General features: G+C 72.5%; 16 protein-coding genes and 1 tRNA gene. 8 read left to right on the top strand and 9 right to left on the bottom strand.

What is annotated here, in order from left to right:
* A complete protein-coding gene (gene moaC, locus JNK12_01125; protein ID MBL8774494.1) occupies nucleotides 1–516 on the bottom strand; it encodes a cyclic pyranopterin monophosphate synthase MoaC in 516 nt (171 codons plus the stop codon).
* Nucleotides 517–742: 226 nt separating this feature from the next.
* Between moaC and JNK12_01130 the strand changes: the two genes are divergently transcribed.
* From JNK12_01130 to JNK12_01140, 3 genes are read left to right on the top strand one after another with little or no spacing between them, the layout of a single operon-like run.
* On the top strand, nucleotides 743–1,486 hold the full coding sequence (locus JNK12_01130; GenBank protein MBL8774495.1) for a hypothetical protein: 744 nt from the start codon (nucleotides 743–745) through the stop codon (nucleotides 1,484–1,486).
* Nucleotides 1,487–1,513: 27 nt separating this feature from the next.
* Nucleotides 1,514–2,230, top strand: coding sequence for a hypothetical protein (locus tag JNK12_01135; GenBank protein ID MBL8774496.1), 717 nt, complete (start codon nucleotides 1,514–1,516; stop codon nucleotides 2,228–2,230).
* Complete coding sequence (locus tag JNK12_01140; GenBank protein MBL8774497.1) at nucleotides 2,227–3,408, top strand: hypothetical protein; 1,182 nt, start codon at nucleotides 2,227–2,229, stop codon at nucleotides 3,406–3,408. Before JNK12_01135 ends, JNK12_01140 begins: the two co-directional genes overlap by 4 nt.
* 13 nt (nucleotides 3,409–3,421) lie before the next feature.
* Here JNK12_01140 and JNK12_01145 read toward each other — a convergent pair whose 3' ends face one another.
* Nucleotides 3,422–3,841, bottom strand: coding sequence for a CAP domain-containing protein (locus JNK12_01145; protein ID MBL8774498.1), 420 nt, complete (start codon nucleotides 3,839–3,841; stop codon nucleotides 3,422–3,424).
* Between the two features lie 158 nt (nucleotides 3,842–3,999).
* Here JNK12_01145 and JNK12_01150 point away from each other — a divergent pair.
* Nucleotides 4,000–4,073, top strand: a tRNA-Ala gene (locus JNK12_01150).
* A gap of 78 nt (nucleotides 4,074–4,151) precedes the next feature.
* Nucleotides 4,152–4,505, top strand: a complete 354-nt coding sequence (locus tag JNK12_01155) for a ferredoxin (protein ID MBL8774499.1) — start codon at nucleotides 4,152–4,154, stop codon at nucleotides 4,503–4,505.
* Nucleotides 4,506–4,513: 8 nt separating this feature from the next.
* Here the strand turns inward: JNK12_01155 and JNK12_01160 are convergent, their stop codons facing one another.
* Nucleotides 4,514–4,798: a hypothetical protein gene (locus JNK12_01160; GenBank protein ID MBL8774500.1), complete on the bottom strand. Its 285-nt coding sequence runs from the start codon at nucleotides 4,796–4,798 to the stop codon at nucleotides 4,514–4,516.
* A gap of 149 nt (nucleotides 4,799–4,947) precedes the next feature.
* Here JNK12_01160 and JNK12_01165 point away from each other — a divergent pair, with 149 nt between their 5' ends.
* A complete protein-coding gene (locus JNK12_01165; GenBank protein ID MBL8774501.1) occupies nucleotides 4,948–7,638 on the top strand; it encodes a PD40 domain-containing protein in 2,691 nt (896 codons plus the stop codon).
* Here JNK12_01165 and JNK12_01170 read toward each other — a convergent pair whose 3' ends face one another.
* From JNK12_01170 to JNK12_01185, 4 genes are all read right to left on the bottom strand, one after another.
* On the bottom strand, nucleotides 7,639–8,010 hold the full coding sequence (locus tag JNK12_01170; GenBank protein ID MBL8774502.1) for a hypothetical protein: 372 nt from the start codon (nucleotides 8,008–8,010) through the stop codon (nucleotides 7,639–7,641).
* 60 nt (nucleotides 8,011–8,070) lie between these two features.
* The gene (locus JNK12_01175) at nucleotides 8,071–9,654 is read right to left on the bottom strand and encodes a protein kinase (GenBank protein ID MBL8774503.1); all 1,584 of its coding nucleotides are present in this window, start codon (nucleotides 9,652–9,654) and stop codon (nucleotides 8,071–8,073) included.
* A gap of 61 nt (nucleotides 9,655–9,715) precedes the next feature.
* A complete protein-coding gene (locus JNK12_01180) occupies nucleotides 9,716–10,039 on the bottom strand; it encodes an STAS domain-containing protein (protein MBL8774504.1) in 324 nt (107 codons plus the stop codon).
* A gap of 111 nt (nucleotides 10,040–10,150) precedes the next feature.
* Nucleotides 10,151–10,867, bottom strand: a complete 717-nt coding sequence (locus tag JNK12_01185) for an ANTAR domain-containing protein (protein MBL8774505.1) — start codon at nucleotides 10,865–10,867, stop codon at nucleotides 10,151–10,153.
* A 39-nt stretch (nucleotides 10,868–10,906) separates the two neighbouring features.
* Between JNK12_01185 and JNK12_01190 the strand changes: the two genes are divergently transcribed.
* The gene (locus JNK12_01190; GenBank protein ID MBL8774506.1) at nucleotides 10,907–13,078 is read left to right on the top strand and encodes a protein kinase; all 2,172 of its coding nucleotides are present in this window, start codon (nucleotides 10,907–10,909) and stop codon (nucleotides 13,076–13,078) included.
* A 20-nt stretch (nucleotides 13,079–13,098) separates the two neighbouring features.
* Here JNK12_01190 and JNK12_01195 read toward each other — a convergent pair whose 3' ends face one another.
* Together JNK12_01195 and JNK12_01200 are read right to left on the bottom strand one after the other, a co-directional pair.
* Complete coding sequence (locus tag JNK12_01195) at nucleotides 13,099–13,935, bottom strand: hypothetical protein (protein ID MBL8774507.1); 837 nt, start codon at nucleotides 13,933–13,935, stop codon at nucleotides 13,099–13,101.
* 53 nt (nucleotides 13,936–13,988) lie between these two features.
* Nucleotides 13,989–14,402, bottom strand: a complete 414-nt coding sequence (locus JNK12_01200; GenBank protein MBL8774508.1) for a hypothetical protein — start codon at nucleotides 14,400–14,402, stop codon at nucleotides 13,989–13,991.
* 146 nt (nucleotides 14,403–14,548) lie between these two features.
* On the opposite strand from JNK12_01200, the gene JNK12_01205 reads away from it, so the two are divergent.
* Nucleotides 14,549–14,710 (top strand): hypothetical protein (locus JNK12_01205; GenBank protein ID MBL8774509.1); only part of this gene is annotated, 162 nt, incomplete at its 3' end.

Consider the following 14,710-nt stretch of genomic DNA (forward strand, 5'->3'; position numbering starts at 1 on the left):
TCAGAGGCCGAGGCCGTCGTCCTCGTCGATGCCCAGCTCGGCGGCTCGTCGGTACGTGCCCGACCGTCCGCCCGTCTTCTCCCACAGGGCGATGTCGCCGATGACCATGCTGCGATCGGCCGACTTGCACATGTCGTAGATCGTGAGGGCCGCCACCGAGCAGGCGGTGAGGGCCTCCATCTCGACCCCGGTGCGGTCGACGGTCTCGACGTGGGCCTCGACCTCGATGAAGGCGTCGGCGATCTGGAAGTTGACCAGGACCGAGCTGACCAGCAGCGGGTGGCACAGCGGGATCAGATCGGGTGCCCGCTTGGCGGCCTGGATCCCGGCCACCCGCGCCACCGAGAGCACGTCGCCCTTGCCGATGGCGCCCTTGGCCACGAGCGAGGTGGTCTCGGGGGCCATGTGCACCCTGCCGCGGGCCACGGCCCGGCGGTGCGTCTGCTCCTTGGGGGCGACGTCGACCATGCGGGCACGGCCGAGCGGGTCCAGATGGGTGAGGCCACCGTCAGGCATGGCGGGAGTGTAGTGGCGTCGTCCCCCGGGCCCCCGGGAGGCCCGTGCGGGCGGCACCTGCTCCTGCCCTCGTGACGGGGTTGCTAGTCTCCGTGTTGCATTTGTAGTAGAACTGCAATGTTCGTTGGCGGAACGCAACAGCCGCCCTGCCGGCCTCCGCAGCACCCAGCAGCATCCGCAGGACCCCTGTTCCCTCAGAAGGTGTGACTACGCGTTGACTCCGATCGTGCTCCTGATCCTCGTTGTGATGTGGGTGGCGGTGCTCTTGCCGCCCTACCTGCGCAACCGTGGGGGGAGCGGTTCGGGAAGTTCAGTGCATTCGTTCCGCCAGAAGCTCGACAGCCTCGAGCGCTCGGCGCCGAACGCCCGCTCGGGCGGGCACGTGTCCACCTACCTGCCGGTCCACGGCCGCTCGGTGCAGGGACCCCAACCCCTGGACGGCCCCCTGCCCGCCGGCTCGCGCCACCCGCTCCAGGGCGGCGGCGGCCCCCGCCTGGTGCCCGCCCCCCAGGACGCCGGGCTCACCATCCTCGGTGCCAACGGCCTCCCGCTGCCCGAGCCCGAGCCCGAGGTCGAGGCCACGTACCTCCTGGCCCCGGCCCCCGATCTGCAGGTCGCGCCCGAGCCCGACGGCGAGCGTCGCCAGGGTCCGCCCGCGGCGGTCCTCTCCGCCCGTGCCGCCCGCAAGCGCCGGCGTGACGTGCTCTACACCCTGCTCGCGGCCAGCGCGGTCACGCTCCTGATGGGCCTCGTCCTCGGCACGCCCGCGCTGCTGCTCCACCTGCTCGTCGACGTGGCCCTCGGCGGCTACGTGTACCTGCTGATCACCATGCAGCGGTCCAAGGCCGAGCGCGACATCAAGGTGGCCTTCCTCCCGCACCAGAACCACGAGGCCGAGCCCTCCCGCCTCCTCGAGACCGGTGGCGGCTGGCAGCCTGGCGAGCCTCTCCTGCGCCAGAGCGCCAACTAGCCACCCGTCGGTCGGTACGCTCCCGCCATGCGGCGTGGCGTGGGGTGGGGCATCGGCATCGCCGTACTCGCCCTCGGCGTGGCGGCGGCGGGGTCGACCTTCGCCGGCGCGCAGGGTGACGACACCCGGCGCGGCACCGACCCCCTGTCGGCCGAGGAGGTCCGGGCCGCGCTCGACGACGGCGGCGTCTCCCCCGAGTCGGGGGCACCCGAGTCAGCGGGCCCGGAATCCCTCGGAGCCAACGGCCTGCCCGAGCACCTCGTGCTGCTCGTCGAGCGCCACGTCGAGGACAAAGGCGCCGATGACCTGCGCCGGGCCGACGTCTACGAGTACTCCTACGCCGACGACACGCTGACCGTCTCGCTCGTCGACCTCGCCGACGGCACCGTCGACGACACGCAGGTCGTCCAGGGCACGCAGCTGCCCCTCGTGGAGGTCGAGGCGCAGCGGGCGCTCGACCTGCTCTTCGCCGATCCCGACTTCCGCGAGCGGCTCGACGCCGAGCACCTGCGAGCCACCGGAGCCCCCCTCGTCGATCCCGCCGCCGAGCTCATCGTCGAGCCGATCGTCTTCCTGGCGGAGGCGGTTCCCACCGTCGCCCAGGGCGAGGCGGCCGAGTGTGGCATCCACCGGTGCGCCCAGTTCCTCATCCAGACCGACGATCACGTGCTCATCAACCTGTTCCCGCTGGTCGACCTCTCCGACGGCGTGGTGCTCACCGCCGACGGTGTGGGGGGCACGTGAGCGCCCGCCGCATGCTCGGGACCGGGCTGGTCGCCGTCCTGCTCGGTGCGCTCGCGCTCGTCCCCGTCCTCGCCCCGCGGGCCGATGCCGCCGGCGAAGGCGGGTGTTCGGTGGACTTCCAGATCGACGAGACGCTGCCCAACGGCGGCTCGTGGTCCATGTGCTGGGAGAGCCGGGCCCGGGAGGGCATCGTCCTGCACGACGTCACCTACACGCCCCCAGGGGGCTCTGCCACCCTCGTGCTGGCCCAGATGAACCTCTCCCAGATCCACGTGCCCTACGACAGCAACGTGGCCCGCTTCCACGACGTGTCCGACTTCGGCCTCGGCTTCAACTTCGACGAGCTGACCGCCGCCGAGTGCCCGAACGGGGTCCTGTTGAGCGACGGCACCCAGGACGTGCTGTGCCGGCAGGTGCTGGCGACGGGATACGCCTACAAGGCCTACGACGACCAGGCCCAGGGGGAGTCGCTGAACCTCTTCAGCGTCTCGGCCATCGGGGCCTACAACTACATCGTCCAGTGGACCTTCGATGACGACGGCACCATCCACCCGGCGGTGGGGGCCACCGGCCAGCTCCAGATGTACGGCGGCGGCCCGGCCACCGGGTGGCACGTCGGCGCCAACGGCTACGCCGTCGCCCACATGCACGACTTCTACTGGCGACTCGACTTCGACCTCGCCGGCACGGGCGCCGACCGCGTGCAGGAGCTGGCCGCCGCCCCCAGCGCGGACCGCCAGACCTTCACCAACACCCGCACGGCCTTCACCACCGAGCAGGCCCGGCGGGTGCAGCCCCGGAGCTTCCGGTCGTGGCGGGTCATCGACACCGCCACCACCAACGCCGACGGCCACCGCATCTCCTACGAGCTGCTGCCCAGCACCGACGCCATCTTCCGGGGCCCCAGCTACGAGCCCTTCACCCACAACGAGCTGTACGCCACCCGCTTCGCCGCCTGCGAGGTCTTCGCCTCGCACAACTCGACCTCGGGAGGCTGCGGCGGCGACCTGTCGGACTTCGCCAACGGCCAGAGCCTGGGGGGCGCCGACGTGGTGCTGTGGTACGGCACCTCGTTCCACCACCTGCCCCGTGACGAGGACGAGGACGTGATGGACGCCCACTGGAGCGGCTTCTCCCTCGTGCCCCGGGACCTCACCGCCACCTACCCGACCCCCTGAGGGGCCGGCGGGGTCAATACTGCATGAACACCTGGACGGTGAAGACCCGGTTGCCACGCCAGGCGACGCCCGTCCCCATGTAGTTCCAGCGGGGGTCCAAGATGTTGGCCCGGTGGCCGGCCGAGTTCAGGTAGGCCTGGTGCACCTGCTCGATGGAGCCGCCGTAACCGACGTTCTCGGCCAGCGAGCGCCACTGGTAGCTGATGCCACTCGGCAGGTTCGAGTGCTTGAGGGTGTTCTGCGAGGCGAGGTACTCGGCCCACGCCTGGGCCTTCTGGTCGAGCTGCAGGTTGTCCCGCAGGTAGCTGCGGCCGTACTGCGCCCTGGTCTGGTTGACCAGCTGCGCCACGCGCGCCTGCTCGGACGACTGGCAGGCCGTGAGCGTCGATCCCATCAGCAGGACCAGCAGGGTGGCGGCCGCCAAGCGCAACACCCGGGTCCCTCTCGTCTTGGTTCCCAGTTCCATGGGTCAGGCAACGGCCGATCAGGGCGGCGCCTTGAGCCATTCGGCCCATCCGCGCTACCCGGCGGCGCCTGCGCCCGTCGACTGCCGGGGAGCGCGGCCGCTCCGCTACGCTGGCGTCTCCCTCCGGGGGTGTAGCTCAGTTGGCTAGAGCGCTACGTTCGCAACGTAGAGGCCGGCGGTTCGAATCCGCTCACCTCCACTCGGTGTGTCAGTTCCTCGTCAGGGTGCCCCGTGACCTACGGTGCAGCGTCCTGATGTCGTTCGCGGAGGATCGAGCGTGACCATGCGGGTTCGCATCGAGCGGGAAGTGTGCACCGGCGCGGGCGACTGCGCGCGAGCGGTGCCCGAGGTCTTCGTCATGGCCGACGACGGCCTGGCGATGGTGCAGGAGGGCGGCACCGCCCTCGGTGAGGATGCCGGCGGCTTCACGCACTGGGCCGAGGTGCCCGAGGGCAAGGAGGCGGCCGTCGAACAGGCTGCGGCCGCCTGCCCGGGCACGTGCATCGTCACCGAGCAGTCGGTGCCCGACCCGGAGCCCGAGCCCGAGCCCGAGCTTGAGGTCACCGGGCCCCCGCCGCGCTCGAGCATCCCCAAGCGCATCGCCTTCCGGCTGCGTCGCCTGTTCTCCTAGCGCAGCGCTCAGGCCGTCCCGCCCGCCGGGTCGGGGCGGATCTCGGTCAGGTACTCCCGCAGCCGATAGCCCGCCCCGAGGCGCTCCACGGTGTGCTCCATGGACCGGGCGACCTGCTCGTCGTCCACACCCGCGGACCGGGTCAAGGGGATGGCGAGCTCGATCCAGCACTCGGTCTCACGCCCGCGGCCGGTGAGCTCGCAGGCGGCGAGGCTGGCCTTGGCCGCCATGGCCAGCAGGGCGTGCGCGTGCTCACGGGGTCCACTGAAGCGAAGCACCCGCACTGCCTGCACCGCACCCTCCGACCCGCCGCATGTACAGGTGTGTACATGCACCCGGGCGGACCCTAGCGCGGTGCCCGGGATGGTGCAGGCGGTTGTCGTCGGCGCGTCTACGATCGGCCGACCGGTGCGACCGCGCCGAACGAGTGGGGGTGGCCACGGTGAAGCGCAGGACCGATGTGCACTGGGCGCTGACGGCCGTCGGGACGCTCTTCATCACCCTGCTGGCCGCGGGTGCGCCCGCAGCCGAAGCGGCGTCACCGGTCTGCTCCGTGGTCGACCAGGTGACGGTCAGCACCGGGGGATCGAACGTCAACGTGTCCTACGACGGTGACGGGAGTCGGATGGCCTTCGTCTCCGATCGCAACTACGTCGGCACCAATGCGGACGGCAACAACGAGATCTTCGTCTACGACGTCGAGACCACCACCTTCACCCAGGTGACCACCACGACGGGCTCCGGCGGGGTCAACGTGCCGTCGATCTCCGCCGACGGCCAGCGCGTCGCTTTCCAGTCGAGCAAGAACCTCACGGGCTCGAACAGCGACGGCAACAACGAGATCTTCCTCTGGGACGCCGTCGGTCCCTCCCTGACCCAGGTGACGACCTCACCCACCGGCCGGACCAACGCCGCCCCCAAGTTGGCGGCCAACGGCACCCACGTGGCCTTCTCCTCCGATGCCGACCTCACGAGCGGAGGCAACTCGGACCTGAATCAGGAGATCTTCCGGTGGGCGGTGGCCGGGGCCGCCACCACCCAGGTGACGAACACCACCGGAGGCATCAACGGGAACCCGGCCATCTCCGCGGACGGATCGATGGTCGCCTTCCGCTCGAACCGTGACATCGGCGGCGCCAACAGTGAGGGCAACAACGAGATCTTCCTGTGGAACGCGTCCGGACCGGCCACCACCGCGGTCACGACGGCCGCGAGCGGCGCCAGCGACAGCCCGTCGCTGTCTGCCGACGGCAGCCGGATCGCCTTCCGGTCGACCGCCAACCTCGGTGGGGGAAACGCAGATGCCAACCAGGAGATCTTCCTGTGGGACGCCACCGGGCCCACCATCACCCAGGTCACCGCCACCACCGGCGGGTCGAGCGACGGGGCGTCGCTGGCGGCCGACGGCACCCGCCTCGCCTTCAAGTCCAGCCGTGACCTCACCGGCGCCAACAGCGATCTGACCAATGAGATCTTCGCCTGGGACGAGGCGGACGGCATCACCCAGATCACCGCCACCCCCGTCGGCGGAGGCGGCAACCGGGCGCCCGCCATCGCCCGGGACGGCAGCAGCATCGCCTTCGAGTCCGACCGCGACGTCACCGGCTCGAACAGCGACCGCAACTACGAGCAGTTCCGCACGGCCTGCGGCCTCGAGGTGACCAAGTCCGCCGACCAGACCACCGCAGTCATCGGGGGCACGATCGACTACCACGTGACGGTGCACAACGGCGGGCCCTTCACCCTCACGGGCCTGTACGTCGACGACCCCGGGGCCCCGGGGTGCTCGCAGCCCCTGGCCGACCTGGCGAGCGGGCAGTCGGTCACCGTGGACTGCACCTTCGTGCCCTCCCTCGCCGATCTCGGCACCCACACCAACGTGGCCACCGCGGACGGGGACCAGAGCCCGCCCGTGGCGTCGAACCAGGTGGACGTCGCGGTCACCTACCCCGCGGACACCGGCTCGGTCGCCGGTGTGGTGACCGACGAGGTCTCGAACGCACCGCTCCCCGGCATCTGGGTGGCCGCCCTGCGGACGTCCGACTTCTCCCTCGCGGGCGGCGCGGTCGCCGACGGTGACGGTGCGTTCGCATCCGTGCTGCCAGCGGGCTCCTACTTCCTCTACCTGATCGACCCGACCGCCGCGCACGGGGCAGGCTTCCATGGCCGACCGACGCCCACGCTGGTGGTCGTCGGGGACGGTGCCCAGGAGGCGGTGGCGGCCGAGATGGCGCCGACGCGCGGGCAGATCGCCGGCACCATCACCGACCAGGTGAGCGGGGACCCGCTCGAGGGTGCGATCGCGCTGAGCATCGGCGGCCCCTCCTCGTCGCCGGAGGCGGGCGTGGTGACGGGTCCGTCGGGCGAGTTCACCCTTCCCGATCTCCCCGCCGGCAACCACTGGGTCGGCTACGTCGACCCCACCGGGGCGCACACCCCGGAGTTCCACCCGCACTCGCCCAACGTCCCGAATGCCACGCCGGTGGTGGTCGCCGGTGGGTCGACCACGGTCGCCGACGGGTCGCTCCCGAGGCAGACCGTCACCCCCGGCGGGGAGCTGCTGACGGGCACGGTGACCGACGCCGCCACGGGGGATCCGCTGCCCGAGATCCTGGTCGTCGCCCTGCGTGCCGCGGACTACCAGTCGGTGCGCACGACCTTCACCGACGGAGCGGGCGAGTACACCCTCGACCTGGTCGCCGGGGACTACCGGCTCGCCTTCGTGGCCCTCGACGGGCGCCACCACATGCAGTGGTACGACGGGCTGCCGAACACGGGCCTGGGTGACTCCGTCATCGTCACCGCCCCTGAGACGGCCGACGCCGCCCTCGTCCCGGCGCTCGGGTCCATGGCCGGCACCGTCACCGCGGATCCCGGGGGCGTCCCGCTCCCGGGCGCGTGGGTGGTGGCCATCGGCCCGCAGGGCATCGTCGCCGGCGCGGTGACGGGGGCGGACGGTGCCTACACCATCCACGGGCTGCCTGCAGGGGTCTACCGGGCCACCTACCTCGACCTCACCGGCGGGCGCGCCCAGGAGTACTGGCCCGACAGCCCCACCTACGACGGGGGGTCGGACCTCGTGATCGCCGGAGGCTCGACGACCACGGCCGACGCCGTGCTCGGCGCTCCCTGATCAGCTGGCGTCGAGGAAGGCGCGGTAGCGCTGGCCGACAGCCATCTGCTGGCCCATGCGCTGGATCCACACTGTCGACGCACGGAGGAAGGCGTCGCCGTCGAACCCCATCTCCTCGGCCACCACCTTCATGCCCGCCTCGTCGGTGACACCCTTGCCCTGGGCGGCCTTGCCCACGCGGGCGTAGTCCTGGAGGCTGACGCCCTCGACCGGCTCCCAGATGGGGTCGTCGTCGGCGACGGCGGCGTTGGACGGGCCGCCGAAGTTGGCGGTGTCGATGCCCATGGCCCGCTGCTGGGCCATGACCTGCTCCGGGCTCTGCGGTGCGACCGCGCCCTGCATCGACTCACCGATCTTCTTGAAGAACCCCATGACGGCCTCCTGCGGGCTGGTGGAGGGGACGGGCAACGGTACCGCGCCGCACCGATCGGGTCACCCGTCCTCGTCCTCCCCGCCACGCCGGTCCGGCCCGTCGTCGCGGTCCCGATCGCCGTGGCGCCCGCGCTCACGTCCCACGGGCCCGTCGACGAGCCAGCCAGTCGGGCCCTCGACCAGGGTCATGCGGTAGCGCTCGGTCCGGCCGTCGAAGCTGACCGGGACGGTCACGCCCCCTGGGCGACCCTCCACCTGGACCGGGCCGACCACCTCGATCGAGTCGAACCCCGACCAGAACGACGACCACGACTCCCGGTCCTGCCGGCGCTGGAACTCCGGGGACGTCCGGGCCCAGGCCCCGTCGAGGTCGCCGGCATCGAGCGCGGCCAGGTAGGCCAACGCGGCGTCGCCGAGGGCGGCCTCGGCGTCGGCGGGAGCCGCCGTGGTCGGCGCCGCCGTGGTGGGCGCGGCGGTGGTGGCTGGTGCCGCCGTGGTCGGCGGTGCCGTGGCGGCGGTCGTCGCCGCGGGGAGCGCCGTGGTGGCGGTGGCCACGACGTCCGGCGAGCGTGACACGGCCGGTTCCGGGTCGTCCTCCCGGTTCAGCCCGTACGCGATCAGGAGGAGCATGGCGAGCACGGCCGCGGTGAGCACCGCCAACAGCACGAGGCGGCCGCGTCCGGCCCGGTCCCGGCCCGACGGCGCGAGCGGGGGAGGGGACTCGGCCGCGGCGTGGCCGAGGGGGGCGGCGATCACGGCCGTCCCGGTGTCGACGACCGCCGTGGCCGGCTCGGGTGCCCTCGTCGAGGCGTGGCGCAGTCGGTCGGCGAGCTCGGAGGCGGCGGGGCGCACGGCCGGGTCCTTGGCCAGGGCCGCGCCGCAGGCGTCGGCGAGCTCGGCCGGGACGGTCGGCGCCACGGCCCGGATGTCGGGCGCGGCCTGGTGGACGTGGCCGAGGGCGACCTCCGCGGGGGTGTCGCCCCCGAAGGCCGGCTGGCCTGTGAGGGCCTCGTACAACACGGCGCCGAGCGAGTACACGTCGCTGGCCGGGGTGGCCGAGCGCCCTTGGACCCGTTCGGGCGCGAGGTAGGCGGCGGTGCCGATGATGAGGCCGGTGGCGGTGAGGGGTGCGCCGCTCCCCGAGGCGGCGATGCCGAAGTCGAGCACCTTGGCCCCGTTCGGCGTGAGCATGAGGTTGGCGGGCTTCACGTCGCGGTGCACCACCCTGCGCTCGTGAGCCGCGGCCAGAGCCTCGGCGGCCTCGGCCATGACCGCGGCGGCCTCGTCCGGGGGGAGGGCACCGCGGCGCAAACGGTGCGCCAGGGTCTCGCCCTCGAGGAGCTCCATGACGAGGAACATGCGGTCGTCGGCCCCGCCGTAGTCGTAGACCACGGCGAGGTGCGGGTGGCTCAGCCGCGCCGCGGTCTGCGCCTCCCGCTCGAACCGGGCCGCGGCGACCGGGTCGTCGGCGTGGAGGTTCTGGAGCAGCTTCACCGCCACCCGGCGGTGCAGGACGAGGTCCTCGGCCTCCCACACGCTGCCCATGCCGCCGGCACCGATGAGACGGTGCAGGCGATAGCGCTCCGAGAGCACGGTGTCGCGATCGGGCACGGCGACCTGCGCCCTCGCGGTCTCGCCTTCCAACGCCTCCTCCTCGAGTCCCTCGGGCCGTGGTCGGAGTCCTCCTACCCCGCTCCGGCCCCGCTCACCCCTCGGTGAAGTGCTCGGTGAGGCCACTGACCGCCAACAGGCGTCGAGCCTGCGGGCGCAGGCCACGCAGCACGAAGCTCGCGCCGCACGCCTCGGCCGAGTCCTTCGAGCGCAGGAGCAGCCGGAGACCGCTCGAGTCGATGAACAGGACGCCGCTCAGGTCGACGAGCACGACCTGCGCGGGCACCTCCTCGAGCTCGAGGCGGAGACGGGTGAAGAGGTCCTCGGCGTTGGCGTGGTCGATCTCACCGGCCAGGGCGATCTCGAGGGTGCCGTCGCGCGAGGAACTCGACCATGCACTGTGCGGCAACGCCACCATCGGCCTCGACCTCCTGAGTGTCCTGCTTCGTCCACGGGCTTGCGAACGGAGGGACAGGGGTCAGGGTCCGACCGGGCTGCTCCCGACGCTATCGGGAGATGAACCCGGCGACTACCACCCTGTGGGTGGGTCGACCCCGTCGGCCAGGAGCCCGGCGGCGACGTCGGCCACGGCGGCCCGTTCGGAGCGGGCACGGCGTCGAAGCCGGTTGAAGGCCTCGACGGTGTCGACGCCCAGGCTGGCCATGAGGTAGCCGACCGCCCGCTCGATGACCACACGGTTGTCCAGCGCGTACTGGAGCTGCTCGACGAGCTGGTCGCCGCGGAGGGTCCGGAGGGCCTGCTCGAGGAGTGCGCTGAAGCTGCGCGCCAGGGTGCGGGCCGCGTGGAGGTCGCTCTCGTCCCACTCGCGTGGGGCGGCGTCGTAGATGTTGAGCGAGCCCACCGGCGCGCCGCCGAGCAGCACCGGGGCGCCGACGATGCTGCGGACGCCAGCGGGCACGACCACCGCCGAGACGGTGGGCCACCGCTCGTCCAGGGCGAGATCGCCGGAGACCACGGCCTCGTTGACCACGACGCAGTCGATGCACGGTCCGACGCCCTTCTCCTCCTGGACCTGTTCGAGGAGTCGGGCCGCTTCGTCGGTCGCGCTGACGTAGCGGAGCACGGCGCCCTCGTCGGCGAGCATGATGCCCGTCCCCGTCGCCGACATCAGCTCGGTGATGGAGGCGGCGGCGTCGGAGAGGACCGGCGACAGCTCATTGCTCTCGAGCTCGATGGCGCCGAGCGCGTCGACGGCTCGGCGGAGGCTGTCCGGGTCGACGTGCATGGCCAGCACGGTACCCATCTGCTGCCGTACGCTGACGCCGTGCCACCGCCGCAGATCGGGGGCTACACCGATCTGGTGCAGGTCGCCAAGGGTGGGTTCGGGGTGGTCTACCGCGCCCGCCAAGAGCGTTTCGATCGCGTCGTAGCCGTGAAGGTCCTCTCCGTCGTCGACCTCACGGAGCGGGACCGGGAGCGCTTCGACCGCGAATGCCGCGCCATGGGCGCGCTTTCGTGGCATCCCCACGTCGTGGCCGTGTACGACTCCGGCGTGGCCGACGACGGCCACCCCTTCCTGGCCATGGAGTACCTGTCCGGCGGCAGCATGGGCGACCGCCTGAGCATCGCCCCCTTCCCGTGGAAGGAGGCGGTGAGCGTCGGGGTGCAGGTGGCGGGTGCGCTCGGCGCCGCCCACGCGGCCGGCACGCTCCACCGGGACCTCAAGCCCGAGAACCTCCTCGTCGGTCCGTTCGGGGAGGCCAAGCTGGGCGACTTCGGCATCGCCGCGGTCGATGGCTCGTCGGGCACGACCACCGGTACGGCCTCGCTCACCGTCGCCCACGTCGCTCCCGAGCTCCTCGCCGGCGACCGTCCCGACGAGCGCTCGGACATCTACGGCCTCGCCTCGACCCTCCACACGCTGATCGTGGGCCGACCGCCCTTCGTCGAGCAGCACGGCGAGCCCGTCGCCGCCATCATCACGCGGGTCCTGCGCTCGCCGGCGCCCCCTGCGGCCGGTGCTCCCGACGACCTCGCCGCGCTGCTGCAGCAGTGCCTCGCGAAGGATCCTGCGGCCCGCCCGCAGACGGCGGCGGCGTTCGGTCGACGCCTCCAGGAGGTCCAGGCGGCCCACGGTCTGGCGGTCACCGAGCTGCGCCTGGCCCCCCACAGCACCCCGGACGACCCGGCCCCGACGGCCGAGGGCGCGGGTGACTCCTCGCCGACGGTCATGGGCATCCCCACCGTGCCCCCGCCCGAGACGCCCGCCCCCGCGGCCCCTGCCCCGTCGGCGCCCGAGCCCGAGCCCGAGCCCGAGCTCGCACCGCCGCCGCCGGCGCCCGAACCGCCGCCGGCGGCGCCCGAACCAGAGCCTCTCGTCGAGGCTCCCGCTGCCGAGCGAACGTCGGGGCCCGAGCCCGCCGCCCGCTCCGCCCCGCCCGCGCCCCGGTCGGGCTCGCGCTCACGGGGTGTCCTGGTGGGGGCCCTGCTGGTGCTCGTCGTCCTCGTCGCGGGAGCGATCGTCGTCGGGCTGTCCCGCTCGGGCTCCGACTCGCCATCCGACGATGTCGCGGGTCCCTCGACCAGCACGCCGACCAGCACCCCGCCCAGCACCGAACGCGACGGCGGGCCGGTCCCGTTCACCGAGCCCGCGGTGGTGGCGTCGGTCGGGGTCGACCCGGACCCGGTCGGCGTCGCCGCGACCGGGACCGACCTGTGGGTCACCCACAGCGTCGACGCCGGCGTGGTGACCCGCATCGATGCCACCACCGACCAGGTCATCGAGCGCATCCCGGTGGGACGCTCGCCCCGGGGCGTGGCGGCCACGGCCGACGCGGTCTGGGTCACGAACTTCGACGACGACACCGTGGATCGCATCGACCCCACCTCGGGTGACGTGGTCGACACCCTGGCGGCGGGGCCGTCGCCGCGTGGGGTGTCCGCCACCGACACCGCCGTGTGGGTGACGAACTTCGATGACGCCACCGTCACCCGCATCGACCCGTCGTCCGGTGCCATCGTGGCCACGGTGGACGTCGGGAGCGAGCCCCTGCGGGTCGAGGCGACCGACGAGCAGGTGTGGGTCACCAACAGCGCGGGGGACACCGTCACCCGCATCGACCCTGCCACGGACCAGGTGGTGGCCACGGTCACCGTGGGCGCGCGACCGCACAGCGTCGTCTTCAGCGACGGGGCGGTGTGGGCCTCGAGCTTCGAGTCCGGCACCGTCTCGCGCATCGACCCCGCCACCAACGACGTCGCCGCCACCATCGACCTCGGCCCCGGCATCGGCTCGATGGTGGTGTCCGACGACGCGCTCTGGGTCACGAACACCACCGACGGCACCCTCACCCGGATCGGCCTCGCCGACGACGCCGTCCAGGCGACCATCCCGACCGCACGCGGGGCCGCCGGGATGGCGCTGGCCGATGGGGCCGTCTGGGTCGCCAACACCGGCGCCGACGACGTGTCCAGGGTCGAGCCCGCCAGCGGCTGAGGCGGCGGGCGAGGTCTAGGTCAGCCGACCGCGGGGCACTGCTCGGGCTTCTCGAGCTCGGGCGGCTCCGACCACGAGCCGTGGTCCCATCCCTCGACCGGTGTGACGGGCTCGTCGAGGTGCTCATCGATCCACTGGAGCACCGGCGTGGCGAGGCGCACGACCCCGGCCGGGCACAGGTGCAGGCCGAGGTCGTCGGTGCGGCGGATGCGCACCGGCACGCCACCGGGGCCCGGGAGGGTCTCGGTGAACCCGCCGGTGGGGTCGTTCACGTAGGTGCCCGCATTGATGAAGTCCACCGCCGGGTTGCGCTCGGTCAGCGCGATCAGCTCGCGGTTCAGGCTCATCAGGTTCACCGTGCGCTGCTCCTCGCGGGCGGCGGCGGGCCCGATGAACAGCACCTCGGCACCCCCACTGGTCAGGAGCTCGACGAAGGGATCGAGCTGCTCGGTGGCGTAGGCGTCGAACCCGGCGGCGTCATGGGGGTGGAAGTCGGGGGAGAGCACCTCCCACGAGCCCACGTGCACGACGACGAGATCGGGGTCTTGCTCCTCGATGGTGTCGGCCCAGGCCTGTCGGGCGGCCGCGTCGCCGCTGATGCGGGCCTGCGCGAGGTAGTGGGCGTCCGCCTGGTCGCCGAGGGCGGCGATCACCCCCGGGGCGAGGTTGCCCATCACGGAGTCGCCCCCGAGGACGATCCGGGGCCGGCCGGCCGTCGCGTCGGGGCCCCCGGCCGTGGTGCCGGGGCCGGCGGCCACGGTGGTCGTCGGGTCCACCGACGCCGCGTCGTCACCGCTCGAACACGCCGCTCCGGTGGCCAGCGCGAACACGAGGACGAGCCATGGCCACCGGTTCACCCGGAGAATTTCGCAGGTGTCCGGGCCCGGCGCACGTCAGGGCCGGCGTTTTCTCAGTAGTCGACCGGCCGGCGTCGGCTGCGGCGAGGGCTGACCACCCCGACTTCGATCCCGCCCGTGCGCTCGCTGATGGCGTTGTAGAGCGCCGTGGTGGCGAGGGCGAGGGCCACCCCGAGGGGCACGAGGACCACGCCGGCGGCGACGGCCGTCCAGAACACCTCGTCACCGGCGAGGTCTCGCTCGCCGGGGGACCAGCCCGCGAGGGCGGCCAGGTTCCAGGCGGCGACGCCGACGAACACGGCGCCGACGTACAGGCCGAGGAACAGCGGCCAGGCCACGCGCGACACCGAGCGGTAGCTCACTCGACGAACGACGAGATCGCCGACCAGCAGACGCCGGTGCTCGTGGCCACCCCCGCCCGCCGCGGCGGGAGTGGGGGGAGCGGCCTGCACGTGGGTGGCGGTCATGGGCTCCTCAGCGGATGACAGGCGGATGCCAACACCCGCATATTCCCAAATGCCGAGCGAAAGTGACATGTACAAACCTGTCTAATACCGCGGGTACCGCGGTCGTGCTCCCGGTGGAGAGGGCCCGCGGGCCCTAGCATCCGGCCATGGAGATGTCCGAGGAGACGACCTACGACGCCACCATCGCCGAGGTGTTCGCGGTCGAGACCGACGAAGCCGAGTACCTCACCCGTTTCGAGGAGGGGGGCGATCGTGACGTCGAGATGCTGGAGTGCCGACCCGACGGCGACGGATGGCTGATGCGCAAC

The sequence above is a fragment of the Acidimicrobiales bacterium genome (genome assembly GCA_016794585.1).
Taxonomy (GTDB): domain Bacteria; phylum Actinomycetota; class Acidimicrobiia; order Acidimicrobiales; family DATDAH01; genus JAEUJM01.